This window comes from Treponema sp. OMZ 855 (assembly GCF_024181145.1).
Classification (GTDB): domain Bacteria; phylum Spirochaetota; class Spirochaetia; order Treponematales; family Treponemataceae; genus Treponema.
Genome location: NZ_CP051194.1, coordinates 1389180 through 1409462, shown reverse-complemented (window position 1 = coordinate 1409462; position 20283 = coordinate 1389180). Strand labels below are relative to the sequence as shown.

General features: G+C 43.1%; 21 protein-coding genes. 11 read left to right on the top strand and 10 right to left on the bottom strand.

The genetic code is table 11. The features are described from left to right. Positions 1–10 precede the first annotated feature (10 nt). Both E4N65_RS06360 and E4N65_RS12210 read left to right on the top strand, forming a co-directional pair. Positions 11–835, top strand: a complete 825-nt coding sequence (locus E4N65_RS06360) for a hypothetical protein (protein WP_044016110.1) — start codon at positions 11–13, stop codon at positions 833–835. Between the two features lie 35 nt (positions 836–870). Next, the gene (locus tag E4N65_RS12210) at positions 871–1305 is read left to right on the top strand and encodes a CC/Se motif family (seleno)protein (RefSeq protein ID WP_305879865.1); all 435 of its coding nucleotides are present in this window, start codon (positions 871–873) and stop codon (positions 1303–1305) included. A 28-nt stretch (positions 1306–1333) separates the two neighbouring features. Here E4N65_RS12210 and E4N65_RS06345 read toward each other — a convergent pair whose 3' ends face one another. From E4N65_RS06345 to E4N65_RS06325, 5 genes are all read right to left on the bottom strand, one after another. After that, positions 1334–2020 (bottom strand): GTP pyrophosphokinase, encoded by a 687-nt coding sequence (locus tag E4N65_RS06345; RefSeq protein ID WP_253672323.1) that lies wholly within the window; start codon positions 2018–2020, stop codon positions 1334–1336. Between the two features lie 126 nt (positions 2021–2146). After that, on the bottom strand, positions 2147–3904 hold the full coding sequence (locus tag E4N65_RS06340) for an ABC transporter ATP-binding protein (RefSeq protein WP_253672321.1): 1758 nt from the start codon (positions 3902–3904) through the stop codon (positions 2147–2149). 4 nt (positions 3905–3908) lie between these two features. Continuing rightward, positions 3909–4340, bottom strand: coding sequence for a GNAT family N-acetyltransferase (locus E4N65_RS06335; protein WP_253672319.1), 432 nt, complete (start codon positions 4338–4340; stop codon positions 3909–3911). A 20-nt stretch (positions 4341–4360) separates the two neighbouring features. Then, complete coding sequence (locus E4N65_RS06330; protein ID WP_253672317.1) at positions 4361–6142, bottom strand: ABC transporter ATP-binding protein; 1782 nt, start codon at positions 6140–6142, stop codon at positions 4361–4363. A 65-nt stretch (positions 6143–6207) separates the two neighbouring features. Next, entirely contained in the window at positions 6208–6654 is a 447-nt protein-coding gene (locus E4N65_RS06325) for a hypothetical protein (protein WP_235619692.1), read from the bottom strand. Positions 6655–7109: 455 nt separating this feature from the next. Between E4N65_RS06325 and E4N65_RS06320 the strand changes: the two genes are divergently transcribed. The 9 genes from E4N65_RS06320 (at position 7110) to E4N65_RS06280 (ending at position 13885) form a co-directional block, all read left to right on the top strand. Continuing rightward, positions 7110–7442, top strand: a complete 333-nt coding sequence (locus E4N65_RS06320; protein ID WP_044016121.1) for a hypothetical protein — start codon at positions 7110–7112, stop codon at positions 7440–7442. 354 nt (positions 7443–7796) lie between these two features. Continuing rightward, positions 7797–8363 carry a TetR/AcrR family transcriptional regulator gene (locus E4N65_RS06315; RefSeq protein WP_044016123.1) on the top strand — a complete coding sequence of 189 codons (567 nt, stop codon included), beginning with the start codon at positions 7797–7799 and terminating at the stop codon, positions 8361–8363. A 39-nt stretch (positions 8364–8402) separates the two neighbouring features. Further along, on the top strand, positions 8403–8930 hold the full coding sequence (locus E4N65_RS06310; protein WP_044016125.1) for a flavin reductase: 528 nt from the start codon (positions 8403–8405) through the stop codon (positions 8928–8930). Between the two features lie 137 nt (positions 8931–9067). Next, positions 9068–9415: a hypothetical protein gene (locus E4N65_RS06305; protein ID WP_044016128.1), complete on the top strand. Its 348-nt coding sequence runs from the start codon at positions 9068–9070 to the stop codon at positions 9413–9415. Between the two features lie 8 nt (positions 9416–9423). Continuing rightward, positions 9424–10230 carry a ferredoxin reductase domain-containing protein gene (locus tag E4N65_RS06300; protein ID WP_044016129.1) on the top strand — a complete coding sequence of 269 codons (807 nt, stop codon included), beginning with the start codon at positions 9424–9426 and terminating at the stop codon, positions 10228–10230. Positions 10231–10725: 495 nt separating this feature from the next. Further along, complete coding sequence (locus E4N65_RS06295) at positions 10726–11310, top strand: CDP-alcohol phosphatidyltransferase family protein (protein WP_044016131.1); 585 nt, start codon at positions 10726–10728, stop codon at positions 11308–11310. A 197-nt stretch (positions 11311–11507) separates the two neighbouring features. After that, positions 11508–12812 (top strand): dicarboxylate/amino acid:cation symporter, encoded by a 1305-nt coding sequence (locus E4N65_RS06290; RefSeq protein WP_044016133.1) that lies wholly within the window; start codon positions 11508–11510, stop codon positions 12810–12812. A gap of 124 nt (positions 12813–12936) precedes the next feature. Next, positions 12937–13437: a Got1/Sft2-like family vesicle transport protein gene (locus E4N65_RS06285; RefSeq protein WP_044016135.1), complete on the top strand. Its 501-nt coding sequence runs from the start codon at positions 12937–12939 to the stop codon at positions 13435–13437. After that, positions 13418–13885: a hypothetical protein gene (locus tag E4N65_RS06280; protein WP_044016137.1), complete on the top strand. Its 468-nt coding sequence runs from the start codon at positions 13418–13420 to the stop codon at positions 13883–13885. Before E4N65_RS06285 ends, E4N65_RS06280 begins: the two co-directional genes overlap by 20 nt. 151 nt (positions 13886–14036) lie before the next feature. Here the strand turns inward: E4N65_RS06280 and E4N65_RS06275 are convergent, their stop codons facing one another. The 5 genes from E4N65_RS06275 to E4N65_RS06255 are packed head-to-tail and all read right to left on the bottom strand — an operon-like array spanning position 14037 to position 20282. Next, the gene (locus E4N65_RS06275) at positions 14037–16133 is read right to left on the bottom strand and encodes a ribonucleoside triphosphate reductase (protein WP_044016139.1); all 2097 of its coding nucleotides are present in this window, start codon (positions 16131–16133) and stop codon (positions 14037–14039) included. Then, positions 16111–16608, bottom strand: coding sequence for a transcriptional regulator NrdR (nrdR, locus tag E4N65_RS06270; RefSeq protein ID WP_044016142.1), 498 nt, complete (start codon positions 16606–16608; stop codon positions 16111–16113). The genes E4N65_RS06275 and nrdR overlap by 23 nt, the downstream gene beginning before the upstream one ends. A 14-nt stretch (positions 16609–16622) precedes the next feature. Next, positions 16623–17087 carry a hypothetical protein gene (locus E4N65_RS06265; RefSeq protein WP_235619693.1) on the bottom strand — a complete coding sequence of 155 codons (465 nt, stop codon included), beginning with the start codon at positions 17085–17087 and terminating at the stop codon, positions 16623–16625. Further along, on the bottom strand, positions 17080–18069 hold the full coding sequence (gene lgt, locus E4N65_RS06260) for a prolipoprotein diacylglyceryl transferase (protein WP_044016144.1): 990 nt from the start codon (positions 18067–18069) through the stop codon (positions 17080–17082). Before lgt ends, E4N65_RS06265 begins: the two co-directional genes overlap by 8 nt. A gap of 11 nt (positions 18070–18080) precedes the next feature. Further along, positions 18081–20282 carry a FapA family protein gene (locus E4N65_RS06255; RefSeq protein WP_044017327.1) on the bottom strand — a complete coding sequence of 734 codons (2202 nt, stop codon included), beginning with the start codon at positions 20280–20282 and terminating at the stop codon, positions 18081–18083. Position 20283 lies beyond the last annotated feature (1 nt).

Genomic DNA, 20283 nt, shown 5'->3' with positions numbered 1-20283 from the left:
GGGGAAATAAATGAACCGGATTTTTAAATATACTTTTCTGCAGCGGCTGCCGAGTATTATTTTAAGCTGTGCCGTTATGGCATGTATGAGCGGTGTTGAGCTGCTCTTTTTAGCCTTTACTAAAAACATATTTAACGGGTTTTATATGTTATGGTTTGTACTTACCGTGATAGCCTTAACGGTAATTCCGCTCTTCCTATTTATTCGGTGCAGCAGCGGTTACGCACGGACATTGCTATTTACCGATGAGAGCTATCTTATGCTGACACTGCCGGTTCGTACCGAATTTATATTACTCGGCAGAATACTATGCGGCCTTGCCGAATTGGTGATTTGTATGTTTGTCTCAGGAGCCTTTTTAATAGCAGTTGGAATAGGGTGGACATATCATTATATCGGTTTTACGAGTCAGCAGTTTTTTCGTGTTGCGGGAGATATTCTTACTCTTATTTTCCTTAAAAATTTTCCGCTCCTTGTTTTTATGCTGTTCGGCTCTTTAGTGTCATTCATATTTATTGGAAATGTTGCGCTTGCCGTTCAAACGGTGATGCGTTCCTTTAATATTAAACGGATGCGGGGAGTCTGGACCGTAGGCTTTATTCTTATTTTTACCGGTACACTCTTTTTGACCGGCAGAGTTGAGGCAATGGTCGGACGGGCGTTAGGCTCCTATTGTCCCATTACCGTATCCGGTATTAAGTATACAGCACAGGTCGCATCATATCCGAGTATGGTTGTTAACGTCCCTATCGTTTCGACGTTCATTTCATTGGGGATAGGCATCGCATGTTTTTTTGCTTCGGCATGGCTTCTAAAAAGAAAGGTTGAGGTATAAACAGAGGCGGTGATTCTGGTTTAGAGGAGTTAACGATGATAATATATAAAAAAATTTTTTCGTATGTAGGTTTGGTTTTGCTGATATTAGGCTGTATTGCATGTAAACGTGAGGCACGGCAAGATACCGCTCAAACTTGTACGGCGGATAAACGTACACAAACCGCTGTATGGGCCGAAAGGCCTGTTGCGCATGTGGTGATTGACGATAAAGCACATGCAGCGCTGAGTAAGCAAAAAGCGACTGCGGTGTATTGTATCGCGATGGGCGCATCGTGAGGCGGTACTATTGTAGATCCGACCGTGCTTGTCGGAATGCCGAAAGACCTTAATAACTATGATAAATTTGAAGTAAACGGAATCGATGTGTATATCAGCAAAGGGACCAATACGCTTGACGGTATTGTAACGATCACAGCAGAAAATGCATTTTGGCAAGAAGTGTTTATTGCAAAAGGAATAGCACAATAGGAAATGTCAGTATAAACGCATCGGACTGTTAGGCTAGCGGACGATCCTGTTCTTCTTGTATTTCTATTTCTCTGCTGATATCTTCCAATTCCGTTGCAATCAGGTTGATGTTTTCCGCACAGAGCCGGAGCTTTTCCGTAATTTGAGCGGTGTTACGGTCGATCTCTTTTTTATAATATATCTTATGCTCGACACTTGCCCAAAAGTCCATCGCGATTGTACGGAATTGTACTTCTACCTGCATATACTTTTTCCCTTCTGCGAAGAAAACGGGAATTTCGACAATCAGATGCAGGCTGCGGTACCCGTTCGGTTTTGGATTTTTAATGTAATCTTTGCGGGCAAGCAGTTTTATATCATCTTGTGCACATAATTTATCGGCAAGGATATAGATGTCCTTTTGAAACGTGCAGATAACCCGAATGCCCGCCACATCATGCAAATGACGTTCGATATTTTCGAGCGATATATCAAGTCCCATCTTTTTTAATTTGCCGAGAATACTGATCGGTTTTTTGATTCTACAGGTGATGGATTCAAAAGGATTACGGTCTTGGTCCATCGACAGCTCAGTATTAAGGACTTCCAGTTTTGTTTGAACCTCTCGCATAGCACAGCGATACTGCATCATCAGATGGGCAAACGGGTATGCCGCTTCCAATAGCTCTTCGGGTTTGTCGCTATTCAACAATTCTTTAACTGTAACACTTGTCAATATATACCTCACACTTCCGTCAAAATTTCGTACAGCCGGATAATTCAGTCAATGTATAATTGGTAATGTTGTATACTTAAGGATTGCACTAATTACCAATTATACATTAGAACATTATCAATTATTTTACACCTTCCACGCGGCCGCGGTTTCCCGCATACCGACAAAGCGTGCATAAATACCGTCTTGCTGCACGAGTTCGGAATGGGTGCCGTGCTGGACGATACTGCCCTTATCCATGACGAATATTTGATCGGCATTTTTGATAGTTGAAAGTCGGTGTGCGATGATGATTGCGGTTTTGTTTTTCAGCAATTCATCAAGGGCGCTCATCAGTTTTTCTTCGTTTTCGGGATCGACACTGGAAGTTGCTTCGTCGAGGATGACAATGGAACTCGGTTTGAGCATTGCACGCGCAATAGAAATACGCTGGCGCTCCCCGCCTGAAAGATTGCTGCCGCCTTCCTGCAGTACGGTATCGTAACCGTTCGGCAGTTCCATAATAAAGTCGTGACACTGCGCTGCTTTTGCTGCTGCAATAACTTCTTCGTCAGTTGCATCCGGTTTTCCGAATTTGATGTTGTTCTTTATTGTGTCTTCAAACAAGTACACATCTTGGAATACAAATGTAAAGTTCGATAAAAACGCATCGTACGCAAAGTCTTTTATATTGGTATCGCCGAGTTTTATTTCCCCTGAATTGACATCCCAAAAGCGGGCAATTAGCTGGCACAAACTGGTCTTGCCCGAACCGGAATACCCGACCAAGGCTGTTACGCTGTTTTGCGGAATACTCATATCCACATTGCGGAAAAGTTTTTCTTCCGGCTGCTCATTTCCGCCGTAGCCGAAGGTAATATTTTTGACAGTGATATCGTCATTTCCCTGCGGCAGGAGTGACCCTTCCGGTAAGGCTTGAATATTTTTAACCGTAAACAGCGTATCCAAATTCTGCACCGCAACACCGCGCATCCGCTGCATGGTACCGGCTATTTCAAACCCGCCGAATACCACAAAGCTCGCAACAATCAGCATCAGCGTTTTTTCCACATCGATCGCCCCAGCTGAATAGCGGTATAAGGCGCTCACAATAATTGCGGTTGTCCCCAGTTTAAGCAGGAGCGAAAAAACCAGCAATGAAGGCATGAGCGTTTTTTCTACCGCAAAGAAACCGGTTTTGCTTTTTTTAATACTCTCCGTTACGTTTTTTATCGCTTCGCTTGTTCTGCCGAACGCCTTGACCACACCGATCCCCTGCACATACTCCAGAACATCGGTATGCAGTTGCAGCTTCAGCTCCGTCAGTTTTGTCGTTACCGCATCGGTCTTTTTTTGAAACACAGAGTTGAACAGGATTGCAGTAACAAGGGTGATAAAAATGATACCGCCGGTCGTCATATCATACGGGAAAACAAACAGCGCCATAATCACCGTTTGAATGCTGCCTGCAAACATCATTTCGAGAATCATCATATCGATTGTTTCAACATCAGAAATCACCGTTGTCAACGCTCCCGAAATATCGCCGAGTTTACTTTCGGAAAAATATCCCATGTGTACGTTTTTCAGTTTATCTCCGATGACAAGCCGGTTCTCCGCCCCCATCGTATACGAGGCGATATTTTTATTGCGGTCTGAAATATAGCCGAAAATGATTTTCCCCGTGATGCTGGTAACCATAATGCAAAAAACCGTGATGATATTGCTCCGTGTAACCGGCTGAGATTGAAACACTGCACGGCTCAGTGTTAGCAAAAAATACCCAAGCCCGCCGAGCGTAAAGCCTTCGAATATGCTTTTGAGCATATCGCAAATAAACATCGTTGTTATACGCTTTGATTGCTTCCCCGCAATCGCGTAAATCTTCTTCACTAAATCAAACATAGTTTTACCATTCCTTTATAAAGCGTTTTTGCAGCTTGGTACATGAATAGCCGCAGTGTTCGTAAAACGCATGGGCTTCCGTGCGGTGTTCGCCGGAGTTGAGGCGGATAAAATGATAATTCCGCGCAGCAGCTTCTGCTTCTACAGCACCCAACAGCTGTTTGCCGATACCTTTGTGCTGGTGTTCGGAACTGACTGCCAATTCTAAAATGTTGAACCCCGCTTCTTCAAACAGTAATTCATACGCTTCGGCATGAATAAAGCCTACCACCGTGTGCGTTTCATTATCTTCGTACACCCGTATAAAATGCCGGTTATCGGAGATGAGTTTTGCAATCTGCCGTTCGGTTACCGTTTCTGTTGTTTTATATCCAAGCGAAAATTCGCTGATATCACGAATAGCCTTTGCATCTGTTAGCTGTATAGTTCGTATCATGTATTTCTCCAATATAATTCTTAATTATCCCTGCTGCTGATATGAGACTGCCACATTTTTTGATAGAGCGGTGAACGTTGCAACAGCTCGGTATGCGTTCCCTCAGCGGCGATTTTTCCTTTATCCAGTACGATGATTTTATCGGCATTGACAATCGTGGAAAGCCGGTGCGCAATCATAATAACGGTCTTATTTTTTACGAGGTTATCGATAGACTGCTGGATAATGGCTTCGTTTTCCGGGTCGGAGTAGGCGGTTGCCTCGTCGAGTACCACAATGGGACTGTCTTTCAGTAAGGCACGGGCAATGGTGAGCCGCTGCCGCTCGCCGCCTGAAAACTTGCTGCCTGCGTTTCCCGCATTGGTGTCATACCCGTCGGGCAGGCTTTTGATAAAGTCGTGGATGCTGGCTTTCGTACAAGCTGCTTCGATTTCCGCATCGGTTGCATCTTCTTTTGCCATCTTGAGGTTTTCCCGAATGGTCTTATTGAACAAAAAGTTTTCCTGCGACACGTAGGTAACCAACTGCATATTCCGTTCCAAGCTCATACTCCCGATATCAGCACCGCCGATGGTGATGTGTCCGCTGTCGATATTCCAAAAGCCTGCCAGCAGTTTTGCGATGGTAGACTTGCCGCTGCCGGAAGAACCGACAATCGCAGTCAGCTCGCCTTCTTTGGCGGTAAAGTTCAATCCGTCGAACACCTTTGTGCTGTCTTTGGCAGCTGCACCGTTTACCGCGCTGCCTGCCGCACCATCCTTGGCAGCGGTACCGGCTGTTTCGAACAGCGCTCCGCCGTAGCCGAACACGACATTTTCAAAACGCACATCATACCCGTGCGGTGCAGGGGCGGTGTCTTGCCGAACCAGCTCCGGTAAATCGAGTACCGACTGTATCTCACCGAACACAACACGTACATTCGCCATCGTATCCATGTACGCCATTGCTTTAAGGAGCGGTTTATATGACGCATAAGAAAGCAGCACACACATAATCAGCACCGGCGTGGTAATGCCGCCGGTCATAAACAGATACAAGCCGACCGGCAGTACGACAAGGAGCGTGGACGGCAGCACTTCCATCGCAGCGGTCATCGCAAAACACACGCTCAAATACCAGTCGAGCATTGAGTCCCGGTTATCCTCCACCGCTTTTTGGAATTTATCATACGACGATGCCGATTTGTTAAATGCCTTGATTACTTTTATCCCTTGAATATATTCGACCGCGGCGGCATTCATTTTTTTTGATGCTTCGATGTACCGTTTCGATTTTGCTTCATAGTCTTTCATCATCAGCATCGAAAAGAGCATACCAAGCGGCAGCGTCACGAGGTTTGCAAGAGCGATCTTCCAGTTCAGTATAAAAATGATAACGACAATAACGATCGGAATGATAACGTTGGCAAGTACTTCGGGGATAACGTGCGCAATCGGCTTTTCCATTTTATCCACTGTTTCTACTACAAACTGAGACCACTTGCCGCTGCTTTTTTCTTCTATCGTACCCATCGAAAGGCGGCTTAATTTTTCCACCACCCGCTTTCGCGTATCTTCAATAATGCTGAATGCCAGATTATGCGAACCAATGGTAGACACCGAATGTCCGATAATCGCCCCGGCAAAGCCTGCAAAAATAAGCCCTGCATACGGTAAGAAAATGCGGTAGTCCGCTGCGCCGTTTATCAGCTGTGTAACAATAGACGCAACTGCAAAGTAGGGCACAATGCTGCACGCAACACCGATAATTGCGACAACCACCGAAAAGATGATTGCGCCGATATGCTTTTTTAAAATATCCATATATTCTCCTCTCTATAAAAAATCTAACCAGAGTTGTTAAAAGATGCCTACTATCTCCTGATAGATCAAAATCGCTGCCGTAGTTTTATTCTCCCATTACGGAACCCTAAAACCGCTTTCCACCCCGCCTCAAAAAAAGCGGCGAGCGTATGAGCATATTTTAATGCGGTTTCTTTTGGATAATTGTGCAACACAAGTTCGGCAAGGGAAGCATAATGCGCATGCACAAGGATATGCCATTCATCATCTTCCAAATCCCGAAAAGGAATACCCCGCCGCTTTAATTCGACAAGGAACTTTTTAGTTTCCCGCATTTCGGCACGTACCACCATATCTTGAAAATCTGCGTATTTTGTACCGGCTGAACACATCAGCAAAAGCTGAAATATTTCAAAATGTGCGTAGATATACTCGATCATGCTGCACAAGGTTTCTTCTTCATGTCTCCACAGCTGTAAAAGATCATCGTTTTTTACTAATGCGAACTGCTCCGCTGCGGCATCGTTATACATTTGAGAAATAGTTTGAAAAACCGGGTCTACTATGGCGCCGAAGAGCGCTTCCTTATCCGTAAAATGATTATAGAATGCGCCGTTGGTTACATGAGCTTCCTTGCAAATTTCCCGAATGCTTGCCCGCTCAAAGCCGAATGCTAAAAACTGCTCTTTTGCACATTGCAGCAGATTTTCGTGTGTTTGCTGAAAATTCCTTGGTATACAATCACCCTCCGTCTTACAGTTTAATATTACGGTGTAATATTAAACTGTAAGACGGAGTTTACTACAATCGGAAGAAATATGCAAGCATAGTGAAGATGTCAAGTGTAATTAAGATAAGCGGCTTACTACCGTATGAGGTAAAACTGAACTCCGTGTTCCTGATTCCGGGCACAGCATAAGAAGACCAGCGTATGATTATGTGCTGATGTTTAAGGTCATCATTTTGCAAAGACTGTACAACATAAGCGATGAACACTCCGGAATATCAGGTCAAAAAGCTTTGCAGACAACACAAAGAATTGACAGATGAAATCGTAGAACACATCAACCGCTTAATTCTCCATATGTTGGCAAAGTCTAATGTATATCCGAATCGCAACAGAGAGCATTTCAATCCTATTATGCGAACTGACTTTGAAAAGAAAATAGCTGAAAAACCGTACAAAGTTGTAATGTGTGCAATTATGAGAAAGATGGTTCAAATGATTTTTGCTGTTCTTAGAAACCAAAAATCATTTGAGTTAAGAACACCCGAAGAACATCAAAGACTAATTCGAGAAAACAATAAAATAGCTGCATAAATTGTTGACAATTAAGACTCAAAATAGAACTTTTATGAGGTCTATTTGTTATGCACTTTTTTAATTTTTCAGTAGCAAAAAATAATATTTGCCATTTTTTAAATTGATATTGACTTTCCTTAGTTTGTCTACAAAAGCTACAAAAGAATGATTTAGATAGCAAACATAAGCGTGTATATAATTTATTAATACATTATACCATAAATATAGAAAGATTTCTACATATGTCTTGACAACTAAGAATAAAATAATGGTTTATATTTTTTATCTATTGACAAGTTATTTATAGTCTGATATACTATGAATGAATACAACGAATTATTCATTCATAGTATAAAAAGGAGGTCTATTTAATTGGATAAAAAACAGGCATTAAAGACCGCAGCCTACGATGTATTCTCTAAAAAAGGATATAAGGCAACAGCAATTGCAGAAATTGCCGAGCAAGCCGGTGTAGCAGTTGGCTCTTTTTATAACTACTATGACAGTAAAGAAGCTATTTTTTTAGATGTTTATGTAGATGAGAATAATCGTGTACGTCAAGCAATGATAAACGAGCTGGATTGGCAAATGAATGATATGGTTGGACTTGTCAGTCAGATTTTCAGACGGTCACGAAGTTATGTTTCTTCCAATAAAATTCTTACGGAATGGTACAATCCTCTTATTTCTGATGAATTGCATAAATATTATTCTTCGGAAGAGGGCAAAGTTGCGAATCCCTTTCATCAGTTTTTAGTGGAGACCTTTACTAATCGTATGGTGGAAGAAGGATATTCTCAGAAAAAAATTCAAGAAATCTTGCAAGTTTATAATCTGTTCTACTATATGGATATGCACATCACAGAAAATGATTTTCCGGGAGTCAGTAAAACTGTTGAAATGCTTGCGACTTACTTCATTAAAGGCATTCTTAAATAACAAATATAATATAGGTGAATTGGAGAAAGAGGGATGTCCATGGAATTTAGAAAAAAAGGGTACAAACCGTTTGATATTTTTGACAGTGAATGGGCGGCAGTAACGGTAGGAAACAGGGAAAAGTTCAATGCCTGCCTTGTGTCATGGGGCAGCCTTGGAAATATCTGGGGAGCACCGGGAAAAAGTAAGGCGACTGTAACCCTATATATACACCCGTCAAGATATACAGCTGAGTTTATTGATGATAGTGAATACTTTACTGTAAGCTTTTTTGATCCGAAATATAAAAAGGCACTTGCATACCTTGGAAGTCATTCAGGAAGAAATGAAAATAAAATAGAAAATGCCGGACTTATGGCAATTCCTATAGGTAAGACCATGGGATTTAAAGAGGCAAAGCAGACTTTTTTATGTAAAAAGCTTTGTAAGCAACAGTTTGACAAGGAGAGTTTTGTACAGGAAATAAGGGATTACTATGAATCGTATCCGGATATCTATACTGATGGACATGGTGGCTGGGAACCTCATTTTATTCTTATAGGTGAGATAGAACAGATTATAGAGTAAATGGATATGCTATATTTGATACTATTTAATGGAAAGGACAAAATTTTTATAAAAAGAATTAATTTCTTTATTTTTTGGAAATATATGAATGAATTTATATTTTATTCATTCAATAATATAATAAAGGGGATGTTATCATGGACAAACAAGGAGTGAAAAAAATGAATGGATTAGGTATTACAGGAATTTCTCTTGCCGTTATTGGTATTTTGGTCATTATTGGGGGGGCTACACTACAACAGATTGATTTATCAAACCCTAATTTTATGTCCTTTGCGACTGGAGGTATGATTTTGCTGGCTATAGGGTTATGTATGATTGCCGGCTTGCCTGCCTTTCTGCAAATCGTAGGTATTTGGTTAGCGGCATTGACTACCATGATTTATATTTACAGTCTACCTGATACTGATTTGCTTATCAAACTGATTGGCTTTATTCCTGTTATTGCACTGGCTACTTGGCTATCCTTTAAATTTTGGAAATGAGGAAAATAATGAAAAGAGGTAAAAAAATGCTGATAATTATTGTATCTATTCTGGTAGCTATATGCCTTATTTCTTGGGGTGTGATAACCCATCTTGGACGTAGTCAAGCTTTGTCTTTAAAATCCATTGAAAATTTCAATGGTGACCTTTACTTAATACATTTGACGAAACCTACTAATATGACATGGAAAGCCGGTTCTTTTGCTCAGTTTACATTACGCGATATTAAGGAGAGTAATCAAGACACTACAGATGCAGTATCCGGTGCTACAACGAGCGGTGATAAAAACAAGCAAAACCGTTACTGGCTGACAATAGCTTCCAATCCTGATGAGAATGAAATCCTTATTTTGACTCACAATAGTAGTAGTTTATATAAGAAAACTTTGACCAATTTACCAGCAGGAAGTAAGGTTGCGATGAGTTGGATTGACTCTCATTTATCTGTTACAGATGGCGAAGAGCCACTTGTTTGTTTTGCCTCTGATGTAGGTATTGCTGCAATACGACCAATTATCAAAGAGTGGGCTGGCAAACGAGATATTATTCTGAGTCATTTGGATAAGGGTGTAACGGTTTTTGATGAAGAGTTGTCTCAAACGGCTCAAAAATACGTCGAACTGAATTATGACAAAAGCACCAGCCTCTCCCAAAGCCAAGAAACCTTAAAAAATATAGTTGATAAATATGGTAATAAAGCTATCTATCTTTTGGCTGGTCAATCTGATGATGTTGAAATGATAAAAAAGTTACTTGAGGAACAGGGAATTGATAGCAAGCAGATTAAAGTAGATGATTTTAAAGGTTTGAAATAGTAACAATCACTTTTGTGTAAAATTCATTGTATTTTTGATAAAAATTGCAAAAGATAGTGATTATATTCTAGCTCTTAAAGGAAATCATCCGCTTATGGAGCAGGAAGTAAAAGACTTTTTTCTTAAGTCCTGCAACATCGACTCGAAGCGTCCGCCCTGGGCATTCAATGGCATTTTGTTATGCTTACAGTAGAAAAAATTGTTCATGTAAAGAAGTCGAAAAGGATTATGCACGTCTTTCTAAACTTACAAATGAAAATATAAATACTCGTGTAAGAATGTACAATAATGAAGCTCAGCCTGCAGTACCCCCTTTGACACTAGCAATTTACCATGCATATAATTGGTCAGATTCTCGTTTTCTTTCATTAATTAAAAACTCAGGTATAGATTTTTAAAAGATGCTCTATGCTATTATTGACACATTCATCAATAATGACTATACTCTGAATGAATGTTAAATAATATTCATTCAGTAAAATAAGGAAATAAAATATGTACACTACCGGAAAAAAATATGCAGCGTTTGTGCTGATTAATTGTTTAACATTATCCAGAATACCGTTATCCGTCTTTGCTTATATGGAAATAACAGCGGGAACTATCCGCGGTATTTATTATCTCTGCTTATTCTTGGGTATTGCCGTAAGTGATTTTTTGGACGGAAAATGTGCCCGTGCATTTCATGTTCAAAGCGGCATTGGTGCAATAGCAGATGTCATCTGTGACTTCTTCTATATTATGACTTCAACTTACGCACTGTACCGCTTAGGCTGTTTACCTATTTGGGTGCTGATTCTTATTACCGTAAAACTTTTTGAATTTATCTTGACCTCTCTACTGATAAAACGCGTACAGTACCGGTCTCATATTTTTATGTTTGACCGTATTGGTCGGTATACGGCTATAGGATTTTATATTTTACCTACGGTGATTGTGCTCTGTAGTATATATTTGATGCCGTTCTTTTTTATCATCCGCTATGTTTTTTGTGTAAGCCTATTAATTTTCTCTTTGGTCTCGACTTATCTGAGATGTACCGTACTCGTAAAAACAAATCGAATTCATCCGGCAAAATAAGATAATTGCAAATAAATCAAGATAAAAAATGATTGTCGAATTTTCTCAATTACGAAGGGCATTCTCCATTTCTATCATTATATGAACAACAATTTGTTTGCATTCAGGCCGGATAGGGGGTATAATAGAATCATACTATCGGGAGGCTCTTACATCTTCCGTTTTTAGAGCTATCCCGTTGTAATTAAAGGAGGCTCATGATGAGAAAAAATGCATTAAGGTTGTATCTGGATTCCAATCTTTTAAAGCGAATTCTTGCTGCTCTTATACTCGGTGCAATTACCGGTATTATTCTCGGCTTCTTTCCCCATGCGGTGCAGCCTTACGTTACCTATACGAAGTTTTTCGGTGATGTATTTATCCGGCTGCTGAAAATGATTGTCGTACCGGTTGTCCTGTTTTCGATTATCTGCGGTTCGGCCAGTATCGAACCGGCAAAATTGGGACGGATCGGTGTTAAAATCATTATCTACTATTTATTGACGAGTGCGCTTGCCGTATTCGTCGGGCTTGTATTTGCTAATCTACTGCGCCCCGGCTTCGGGTTTTCGGTTGTCGGTTCGGCAGCTGCAAAGGCGAAGATCAGCGAAGCGCCTGCAATGAATCAAATTCTCTTAAAAATGATCCCGACTAATCCGATGGAGGCATTGGCTCAAGGGGATATGCTGCCCATCATATTATTTGCAATGCTGTTCGGTTTTGCCGTTTCTTTTGTCCGTGGTTCCAAAGACGAGTTACTCCGTAAAAGCGGTGATACGGTGTTTTACGGTTGTAACGGGGCGGCTGAGGCAATGTATAAAATCGTCGGCGGAATTATGCAATATGCACCGATTGGTGTATTCGTTTTAATTTCCATTGTATTTGCCCAGCAAGGACCGCAGGCGATAGGACCTCTTTTAATGGTTACTCTCTGTGCCTATCTCGGCTTTGTAGTACAGACGATTGTGGTGTACGGCGCTATTCTTACCGCATCGAAGGTTTCTCCGATAACCTTTTTTAAAAAGATTCACGAGATTATGATTACCGCTTTTGTAACCCGTTCGTCATCAGGAACGTTGCCGGTTACCATGCGCGTGGCGGAAGAAAATTTGGAGATTCCGCGCAGTATTTCTTCATTTACACTGCCGCTTGGTGCAACAATAAATATGAATGGAACCGCTATCTACCTCGGTGTTTGCGCGATGTTTATCGGCTATGCAATCGGCTCTCCGCTGAGTATTTCACAGCAGGTTACCGTTGTGCTTACGGCAACATTGGCAGCGGTCGGTACTGCGGGTGTTCCGGGGTCGGGAGCTATTATGCTGCTAATGGTACTCGACTCTTGCGGTTTAAAACTCACTGAAGGTTCTGCCGTAGCGGCAGCCTATGCGATGATTCTTGGAATCGATGCATTGCTTGATATGGGAAGAACCTGCATCAATGTAACAGGCGATGTTGTCGGAACGCTTATTGTTTCCAAACAGGAAGAAAAGTATCAAGCGGTCAATCAAACGGATGTCTAATATCTCCGGTTAATCGGCATAAAGCAGTCTAAAAATTGAAAAGAAATTTAGACTGGGTTGACAAAGTGAGTGGCTCAATTATAATAATTCCTTCGATTCCTGAAATTTTTATAGGAGGAAAAAAATGAGCAATGTCTATAAGACACGCCCGCACAGAGTACTTGTGAATCTTGTTTTTGGTGCGGGAGCCGCTCTCTTTGTGACTTTTATTGCATCAATTTGGCTTAAAAGTTCCGTATTATTGCTATTGATAGCTTTAGCAACTTTCGCCGGCTATGTTTGGTTGGTAATTATCGGTAATATGATTGTTATAGAAACCGACGGCGATACATTGACAATAAAAAAGGGTAATAAAATCGATACCTATTCGATTTCCGCTACAGCGATACGGGCAAAAACCGTTAGTTCCGGCGGGGATACGGAATGCTCGCTCTATCTTACCCGGCAGGGAGAAAATGAAGAACTGATTGACTGCGAATTAATCGGTATTACGCAGTTTATAAAGTTATTGGATGATTTGGGAATCAATAGAGATTCCGTAACCAAACTCAGCACGGACAATACTGATGAACCGGCTAAATTGACAACCGTAAAGGAGAAAACACATGGACACCATCATGAGTAATACAACTTTTTCACATATCTATTATTTTATCCTTATTCCGATAGGGCTGCTTGCTTATTTTGCATTTGCAATCTTTAAAACAAAGAAGGATAAACAGCGCGTTACAAATTGGCTGAATGAACATCCCGATGCGGTAAAAGTGTATATCGGTAAAACGAGTTCGGTAACCGGTTATCTGGCGAGTGCGGCTCAGCAGATAACCGTCAGCAGTGTCGACGGGGAACGTCCGTTCTACTTTAGAGAAAAGCTTTCAACCGGATTCTATGTTACTCCCGGAACCCATATTGTCGAATCGTCTTTTTCAAAAACTCGTCCCGGTTTCTTTTACCGCTCCGTTACCACAACTTACGGTGCAAGCAAACAGGAAATTACGGTAGAGGCTTCCAAATCCTATAACTATTTCTTTAATACGAAAGAAGAAGTCTACGGGTTTGAAGAATTGCATTAATTTCTAATATTTGTTCCTGAATGAACTGCTGATAGAGCGTCTCTAAAAATGGAAGTTTTAGAGGTTTCCATAAGCATTTCATAAGATAAAACGCCCCTGCTGCCGTTAGCGGTAACAGGGGCGTTCATGTTTTCGGAGCAAAACTCTTAGGCTAGTAGCCCAAGGCCTCCTTCTCCGCTTCCAGTTTACGTAAGCGGGCTTCCAGTTCAGCTTCTTTTTCGCGCTTACACAAGGGACATTCAAAGTGCTCTCCGTCGATGTACCCGTGCGTGGGGCAGATGGAGAAAGTCGGCGATATGGAAAAATACGGGATACGGTAATGGGAAGCAACCGCTTTAACCAAATCACGGCACGCCTGCCACTCTTTAATCGATTCGCCTAAGAAGATATGGAATACCGTACCGCCGGTGTATTTACGCTGCAGGGCTTCCTGATGATCCAAGGCTTCAAACACATCGGCGGTATACGAAACCGGCAGCTGGCTTGAATTGGTATAGTAGGGGTCGCGTTCACCTGAGGTGATAATGTCGGGGAACTGCTGCTTGTCATGTCGCGCAAGCCGGTATGAGGTGCTTTCGGCGGGGGTTGCTTCAAGGTTAAAGAGGTCGCCCGTCTGTTCCTGAAAATCAGCGAGCCGCTTGCGCATGTGGGTCAGCACTTTTTCGGCAAAGGCCTTACCGGCGTCTCCGACGATAGTTTCCCCGAGGAAGTTAAGGCACGATTCGTTCATGCCGCAAATCCCGATTGTAGAAAAGTGGTTGTTTAAGTGTTGAAGATACCGGCGCGTATACGGGAAAAGGCCTCCCTCCAACAGCCGCTGAATCACCTTGCGCTTAATCTGTAAACTGGTTTTGGCAAGTTCCATCAGATAGTCAAGGCGGTCAAAGTATTCTTTTTCCGTGCGCGCAAGGTAGCCGATTTGCGGCATATTGATGGTAACTACGCCGATGGAGCCGGTAAATTCGTCGGAGCCGAAAAGACCGCCGCCCCGTTTCCGCAGTTCGCGCTTATCCAGCTGTAGGCGGCAGCACATGGAGCGAACATCGCTCGGGTTAAGATCCGAGTTAATAAAATTCTGAAAATACGGCGTTCCGTACTTTGCCGTCATCTCGAAAAGGAGGGTGGCGTTCGGGCTGTCCCACTTAAAGTCTTCGGTAATGTTGTAGGTTGGAATAGGGTACTGAAAACCGCGCCCTGCCGCATCGCCTTCCAGCATCAGCTCGATAAAGAGCTTATTGATCATATCCATTTCCGCTTGGCAATCGCCGTAGGTAAAATCGGTTTCCTTTCCGCCGACCACTGCTTTTTTATCGGCAAGATCTTTGGGGCATGTCCAGTCGAGCGTGATATTGGTAAACGGCGCTTGACTCCCCCAACGGCTCGGCGTGTTAACCCCGTAGATAAAACTTTGCAAGCATTGCTTTACACTCTTTTCGTCCATCTTGTCGGCTTTTACAAAGGGTGCGAGGTAGGTATCGAAGGAGCTGAATGCCTGCGCTCCCGCCCATTCGTTCTGCATAATGCCGAGAAAGTTTACTATCTGCTGAATAAGGGTGGAAAGATGGCGCGCAGGCTTCGACGTAATCTTGTCGGGAACGCCGCCCAAACCCTCTTGGATGAGCTGCCGGAGCGACCAGCCCGCGCAATAGCCCGAAAACATCGAAAGATCATGGATATGGAAAGCCGCCGTCTGATGCGCTTCGGCGATTGCCGGCGTGTAGATATTTTTAAGCCAGTAGTTTGCCGTTATCGTACCGGAGTTATGCAAAATGAGACCGCCGAGCGAAAAGTTGACATTGGCATTCTCGTTGACCCGCCAATCGCTTTTACTCAAGTAGCCGTTCATCGTTTTGTCGATATCGATCATCAGCCGTTCCGCATCGCGGACAGCTTCCCGTTTTGCACGGTAGAGGATGAAAGCTTTTGCAATACCTGCCTCATTGCGTTCGATTAAGACATTTTCGATAATATCCTGAATTTCCTCGATTGCGGGAATCGAATGTGCATGGCGCGAAGCCATCAACTCTGTCAGTTTCTCTTCCACTGCAGCCGTCAGCGAGTCGGCTTTTTCTTCATCTGCAGAACCGGTAACCGCCTCGATTGCTTTTTGAATGGCTATCTTTATTTTATTCCGATTAAAAACTTCAATATCACCCGACCGTTTTACTACCGACCGCAATACCGGCTTTGTTTCTATCGTTGTGTCTCCTAAAAAGGCTGTCCATTCAGGAAATACCGCTTGATCCATGTTCTTCTTCCTCCCCGTATTTGACATGTATTTTTTGTACTTCGTTGATAAACTCATCAAGGTCATTAAATTTCTTATATACCGATGCGAATCGAATATAGGCGACTTTATCAAGTGAATGCAATCGTGCAAGTACCATTTCGCCCAGTTCCGTGCTCTTGATTTCTTTTGCGCTCTTACTGTTCATAATCGCCGCATCTTCAATATCGCTAACGATGTTTTCAATCTCGTTCATCGAAACGGGACGCTTTTCCAGTGAGCGTTCGATGCCCCGTTCCAATTTTGCGCGGTCAAAGGGTTCCCTCCGTCCGTTTCGTTTAACCACCATCAGCGGTTTTTCTTCTATCCGCTCATAACTGGTAAAGCGGTACCCGCAGCTGAGACATTCTCGTCTCCGCCTAATACAATCGCCTTGCCCGAGTGTTCGGGATTCTACCACTTTATCGTCAACACTTCCGCAATACGGACAGCGCATATCTTCTCCCTTTTTTAATCGGCAAAAAACGCCGAGAGTGTTTCCCACTGCCGTTCGAGCGCTTTGTTGCGTGCCGGAAAAATAGCAACGGTTTTCTTTTCTCCGGTTCGTAAGCACAGTACACATTTTATGAACGGTGTTTTAAAAATCCCTTTGGTAAAGCGCTCTGTTTCGGTCTTTTCGATATCGGAAAAAAGATGCTGCGTGCACAAAATAAAAAAAATAAGACCGACCCGATACTCTACCGTCTGTTCCGTACAGTTAAAACTCCATCGGTCTATATAGCATAGCGCAAACAGAGAAAAACATCCCAGTATAATTCCCAAAATCGGTAGCTGATGCCGCTCACTATACATAAGAACGGAGGCCGCACCGATACACAGCAGCATCACTGCGTATCCAACCCGTGTTCCGGGTGAAAGGAGCGAAAAGGTGAAAATATCGCTTCGGTTTTTTTTAGGCAACAACGGTTTATCCATGATTACGCTTCCGATTATACCGAGCTAAAAGACCGATACCGATGAGACCGCCTGCAATCATCATAAAGCAAAAGACTTGTCCGGTAGAAATATTTTTGAACGAGCTAAAAAGATAGATATTTGCCTCGTCCGCAGCAGCGGCAATCCGGAAGCCCAGCTCATAATCGGGTTGTCGGAAGTATTCGATGAAAAAACGGACAAGCCCGTACCCGATGGTGTAGAAACAAAATAAAAAGCCGTTAAACGGTTTTTTATTGCGTACCAGCCATACTGCAATCCAGAGGAGTACTCCTTCAAAAAGTGCCTCATACAGCTGGCTTGGGTGGCGGGGTAGGTTGACATATTGAGCTCCTTCTTGTATGGCGACTCCTGCTTTTGCCGCAAACTCCCGTACCCATGCTTCTTTGACCGGGAAGCAGTCGTACAGCGGCACCGACGGAAAGAGCATACCGATGGGACTTGTTGTGATGCGCCCGTAGAGTTCGCCGTTAAAAAAGTTTCCAAGCCTTCCGAAGGTGTAGCCGAGCGGTATTCCTGCTGCTGCGGTATCCGCCCATGCAAAAAAGTCCTGCTTATGCCGCTTTGTCCACAGAAAGGCACCTAAGAAGCAGCCGATAAAACCTCCGTGGTACGACATCCCTTGCAGCCCCGTCCATTCTCTTGTTTGGGAAAACGGCCAAAAGATCAACCACGGTTTTTGCCAATAAAGCCATTCCGGTTCATATACCAGCGTTGCAAAAATGCGGGCGCCGAGCATCAGCCCAAAAAGCGACCAGGTAAAAAAGTCGATGATATCTTCATTCGTGATAGGCTTTTCGCTTTTTGCGTACCGTTGTAACTCGCCTTTATTAACCTGTACCTTAAACAGCATGAAAGCTATCGCAAACGCAACGAGGTACATAAACCCGTACCATCGTAAAAAGGGAAAGCCCGGAATAATCTCCGGTTGTATCCACGACGGATATTGAATAGCACAAATCATAAAAATACCTCTTATTCCGCCGTAAATTCGACTTTATCTTCAATTTGCTTACAGACTATTCTGCCCTGTTTTGAATCAAAGGTGAATATGACATGAGAAGCCGGTTCGCGTACCTCGTAATATCTGCCGTGACTTTCCAAAATAACGCCGGGGTACACCGTGCCGGTTACCTTGACCTCAGAGGGAATATGCGATTCAAAATTTTCTTTCAGCTTAAAAATCTTTATGCCGAGAGATGTGTTTGATTTAAGTAAGATGAGTTTTTGCTCTCGCAGTTCTTGGATACGGTCGGTAGGGGTTTCCGTGTCGCTTAATTCCCCTTCTATGCGGGCGAGTTCCAGCAGGTTATCCTGCGTCTGTTTTTCGTATACCTCTATCTTATCTTTTATCAGGTAGTCTTGTCCAAATGAAATAATGGTACGAACGGTTTTGTAATCCCCTAAATTTCGCACATTGATGCCGCGGGCGGCATGAGCATTTCCGCCGATAAAACTACCGGGTTCTCCGGTCATAATCAGCTGACCGTTTGTTTTAACGACGCAACGGAAACTGTACTCATTGATATAGATATTACCACCTGCAAACAGCCGTGCCGTTTCGGCAAAATGGAGTGCCATCGTATTCTTTGCCCACACGGTACCGTGGCTTTCTCCCCGTATACCGCCGTTCATTAAAAGCGATTCCTTGGTATACACCAACGATACGCCCGCATCTCCGTTGACGGTTAAACTGCCGCCGGCCTTTACGCTGCGGTCTGCATCTATGTCCCCATTGATAATTACATCACCGGCAAAGATAATGTCGCCGGTTTCTTTATTCACATCAGTGTCGATAATTTTTGAATTAAGTATCTTGAGCTTTTCGCCGGCGCGTATCAATTCCCCGTGTACAGCCGCTACGAACGAAATTTTTCTTCCTTGTTTAATAACACGGATGGTGTTATCGGTTTGGGGCAGTTTTAACAGTGCTGCTTGATTGATTTCTATAGTGTTACCGAACACATCGGAGCCTTTTTCGCCGGCTTCCTGAAAGAATGTTTCCAGGAGGGTTTCTCCCCGCTTTACCGATACGGCGTTTGAATGACCGAAATGTACTTTCCAGTCGAATTGGTATGAATGCGGAGCGACCGGCGGTATGCCTCTGCAGACGGTAAATTCAACCGGTGCGGAAGAAAGCCGTGCTTCGTAAATGGCATCTCTCAGTATTTTGTCGGTATATCGCTCAGCCGGTAGGTTTACTTCATCCAAGGCCTTTTTTAAGCGGGAAAGCGAAAGGCGTGCGCCGGCTCCTCTTCCCGATTCAAGGATGAGCGATGCTTCCATTTTGTCATTACTGATAACAGCTTTGACCGTAGCATCTTTATACGGGATAATACGCAGCTTGAGTCCATCGGGGCTTTCAGCCGATAAGAGAATCCCATTGCAGCCGGCTTTCAATTCGTCATTCGTTTGTGTGATATTCCGTAAATCCAGCACAAAGGGATCATTGCCCGGTAAGCCCGGAATAGCATTCCCGTAAATATCTGCGCCGTTTGTTCCGAGTTCGGATTTTGAAAATTCGTACAGCAGGTCGTGTTTTGCAACAACGGAAAGCGCTTGTGCTTCGGAAAGCGGAAAATCTTTGTCGTATATCATTTGCGGCTGTTCACGGGCTGTTCCCACCGCATGGAGCAGTTTTTTGCGGAGCATGAGGTCTTCCGTCTCGTCCAACTTTGTAATGTGCGGGATAAGAGATCTGTCTTTTCCCCGACCGGGTAGCGTACCTTCTGCGATGACAAGTTCAATTTCCCGATCGGGAGCTTCGATAAAAGCATGTATCTTCTCGTCCAGCGCTTTAAAATCGATAGCTGCAATTTGGCTGTTATTCAGCATTGCCGTAATCAATTTTTTATCGATAGTATGGGGTTCGTCTTTTGCCTTCCGTATATAGAGTGTTGCTTTTGTTTTATCCGGATCGATAATCAGCCGTGTGTCAAAGGATGGATCAAGTTCGATTTCGAGGGGAAGCGGTACTGTCGTTCCATATAATATTTTATCGAAGTAGCGTTCAAACTGTTGTACGTTGATAAGATTTTCGGTAGACACCCCTTCTTTCTTAGCCTGTTCTACTATTTCTTCATAGCTGGGGAATACGCAGTTCTCTTTATTGTCTACGTCACTGACGGAAAAATACCACTTTTTATTTCTCTCGTTTTGTTTTATCGTCCACTTCATA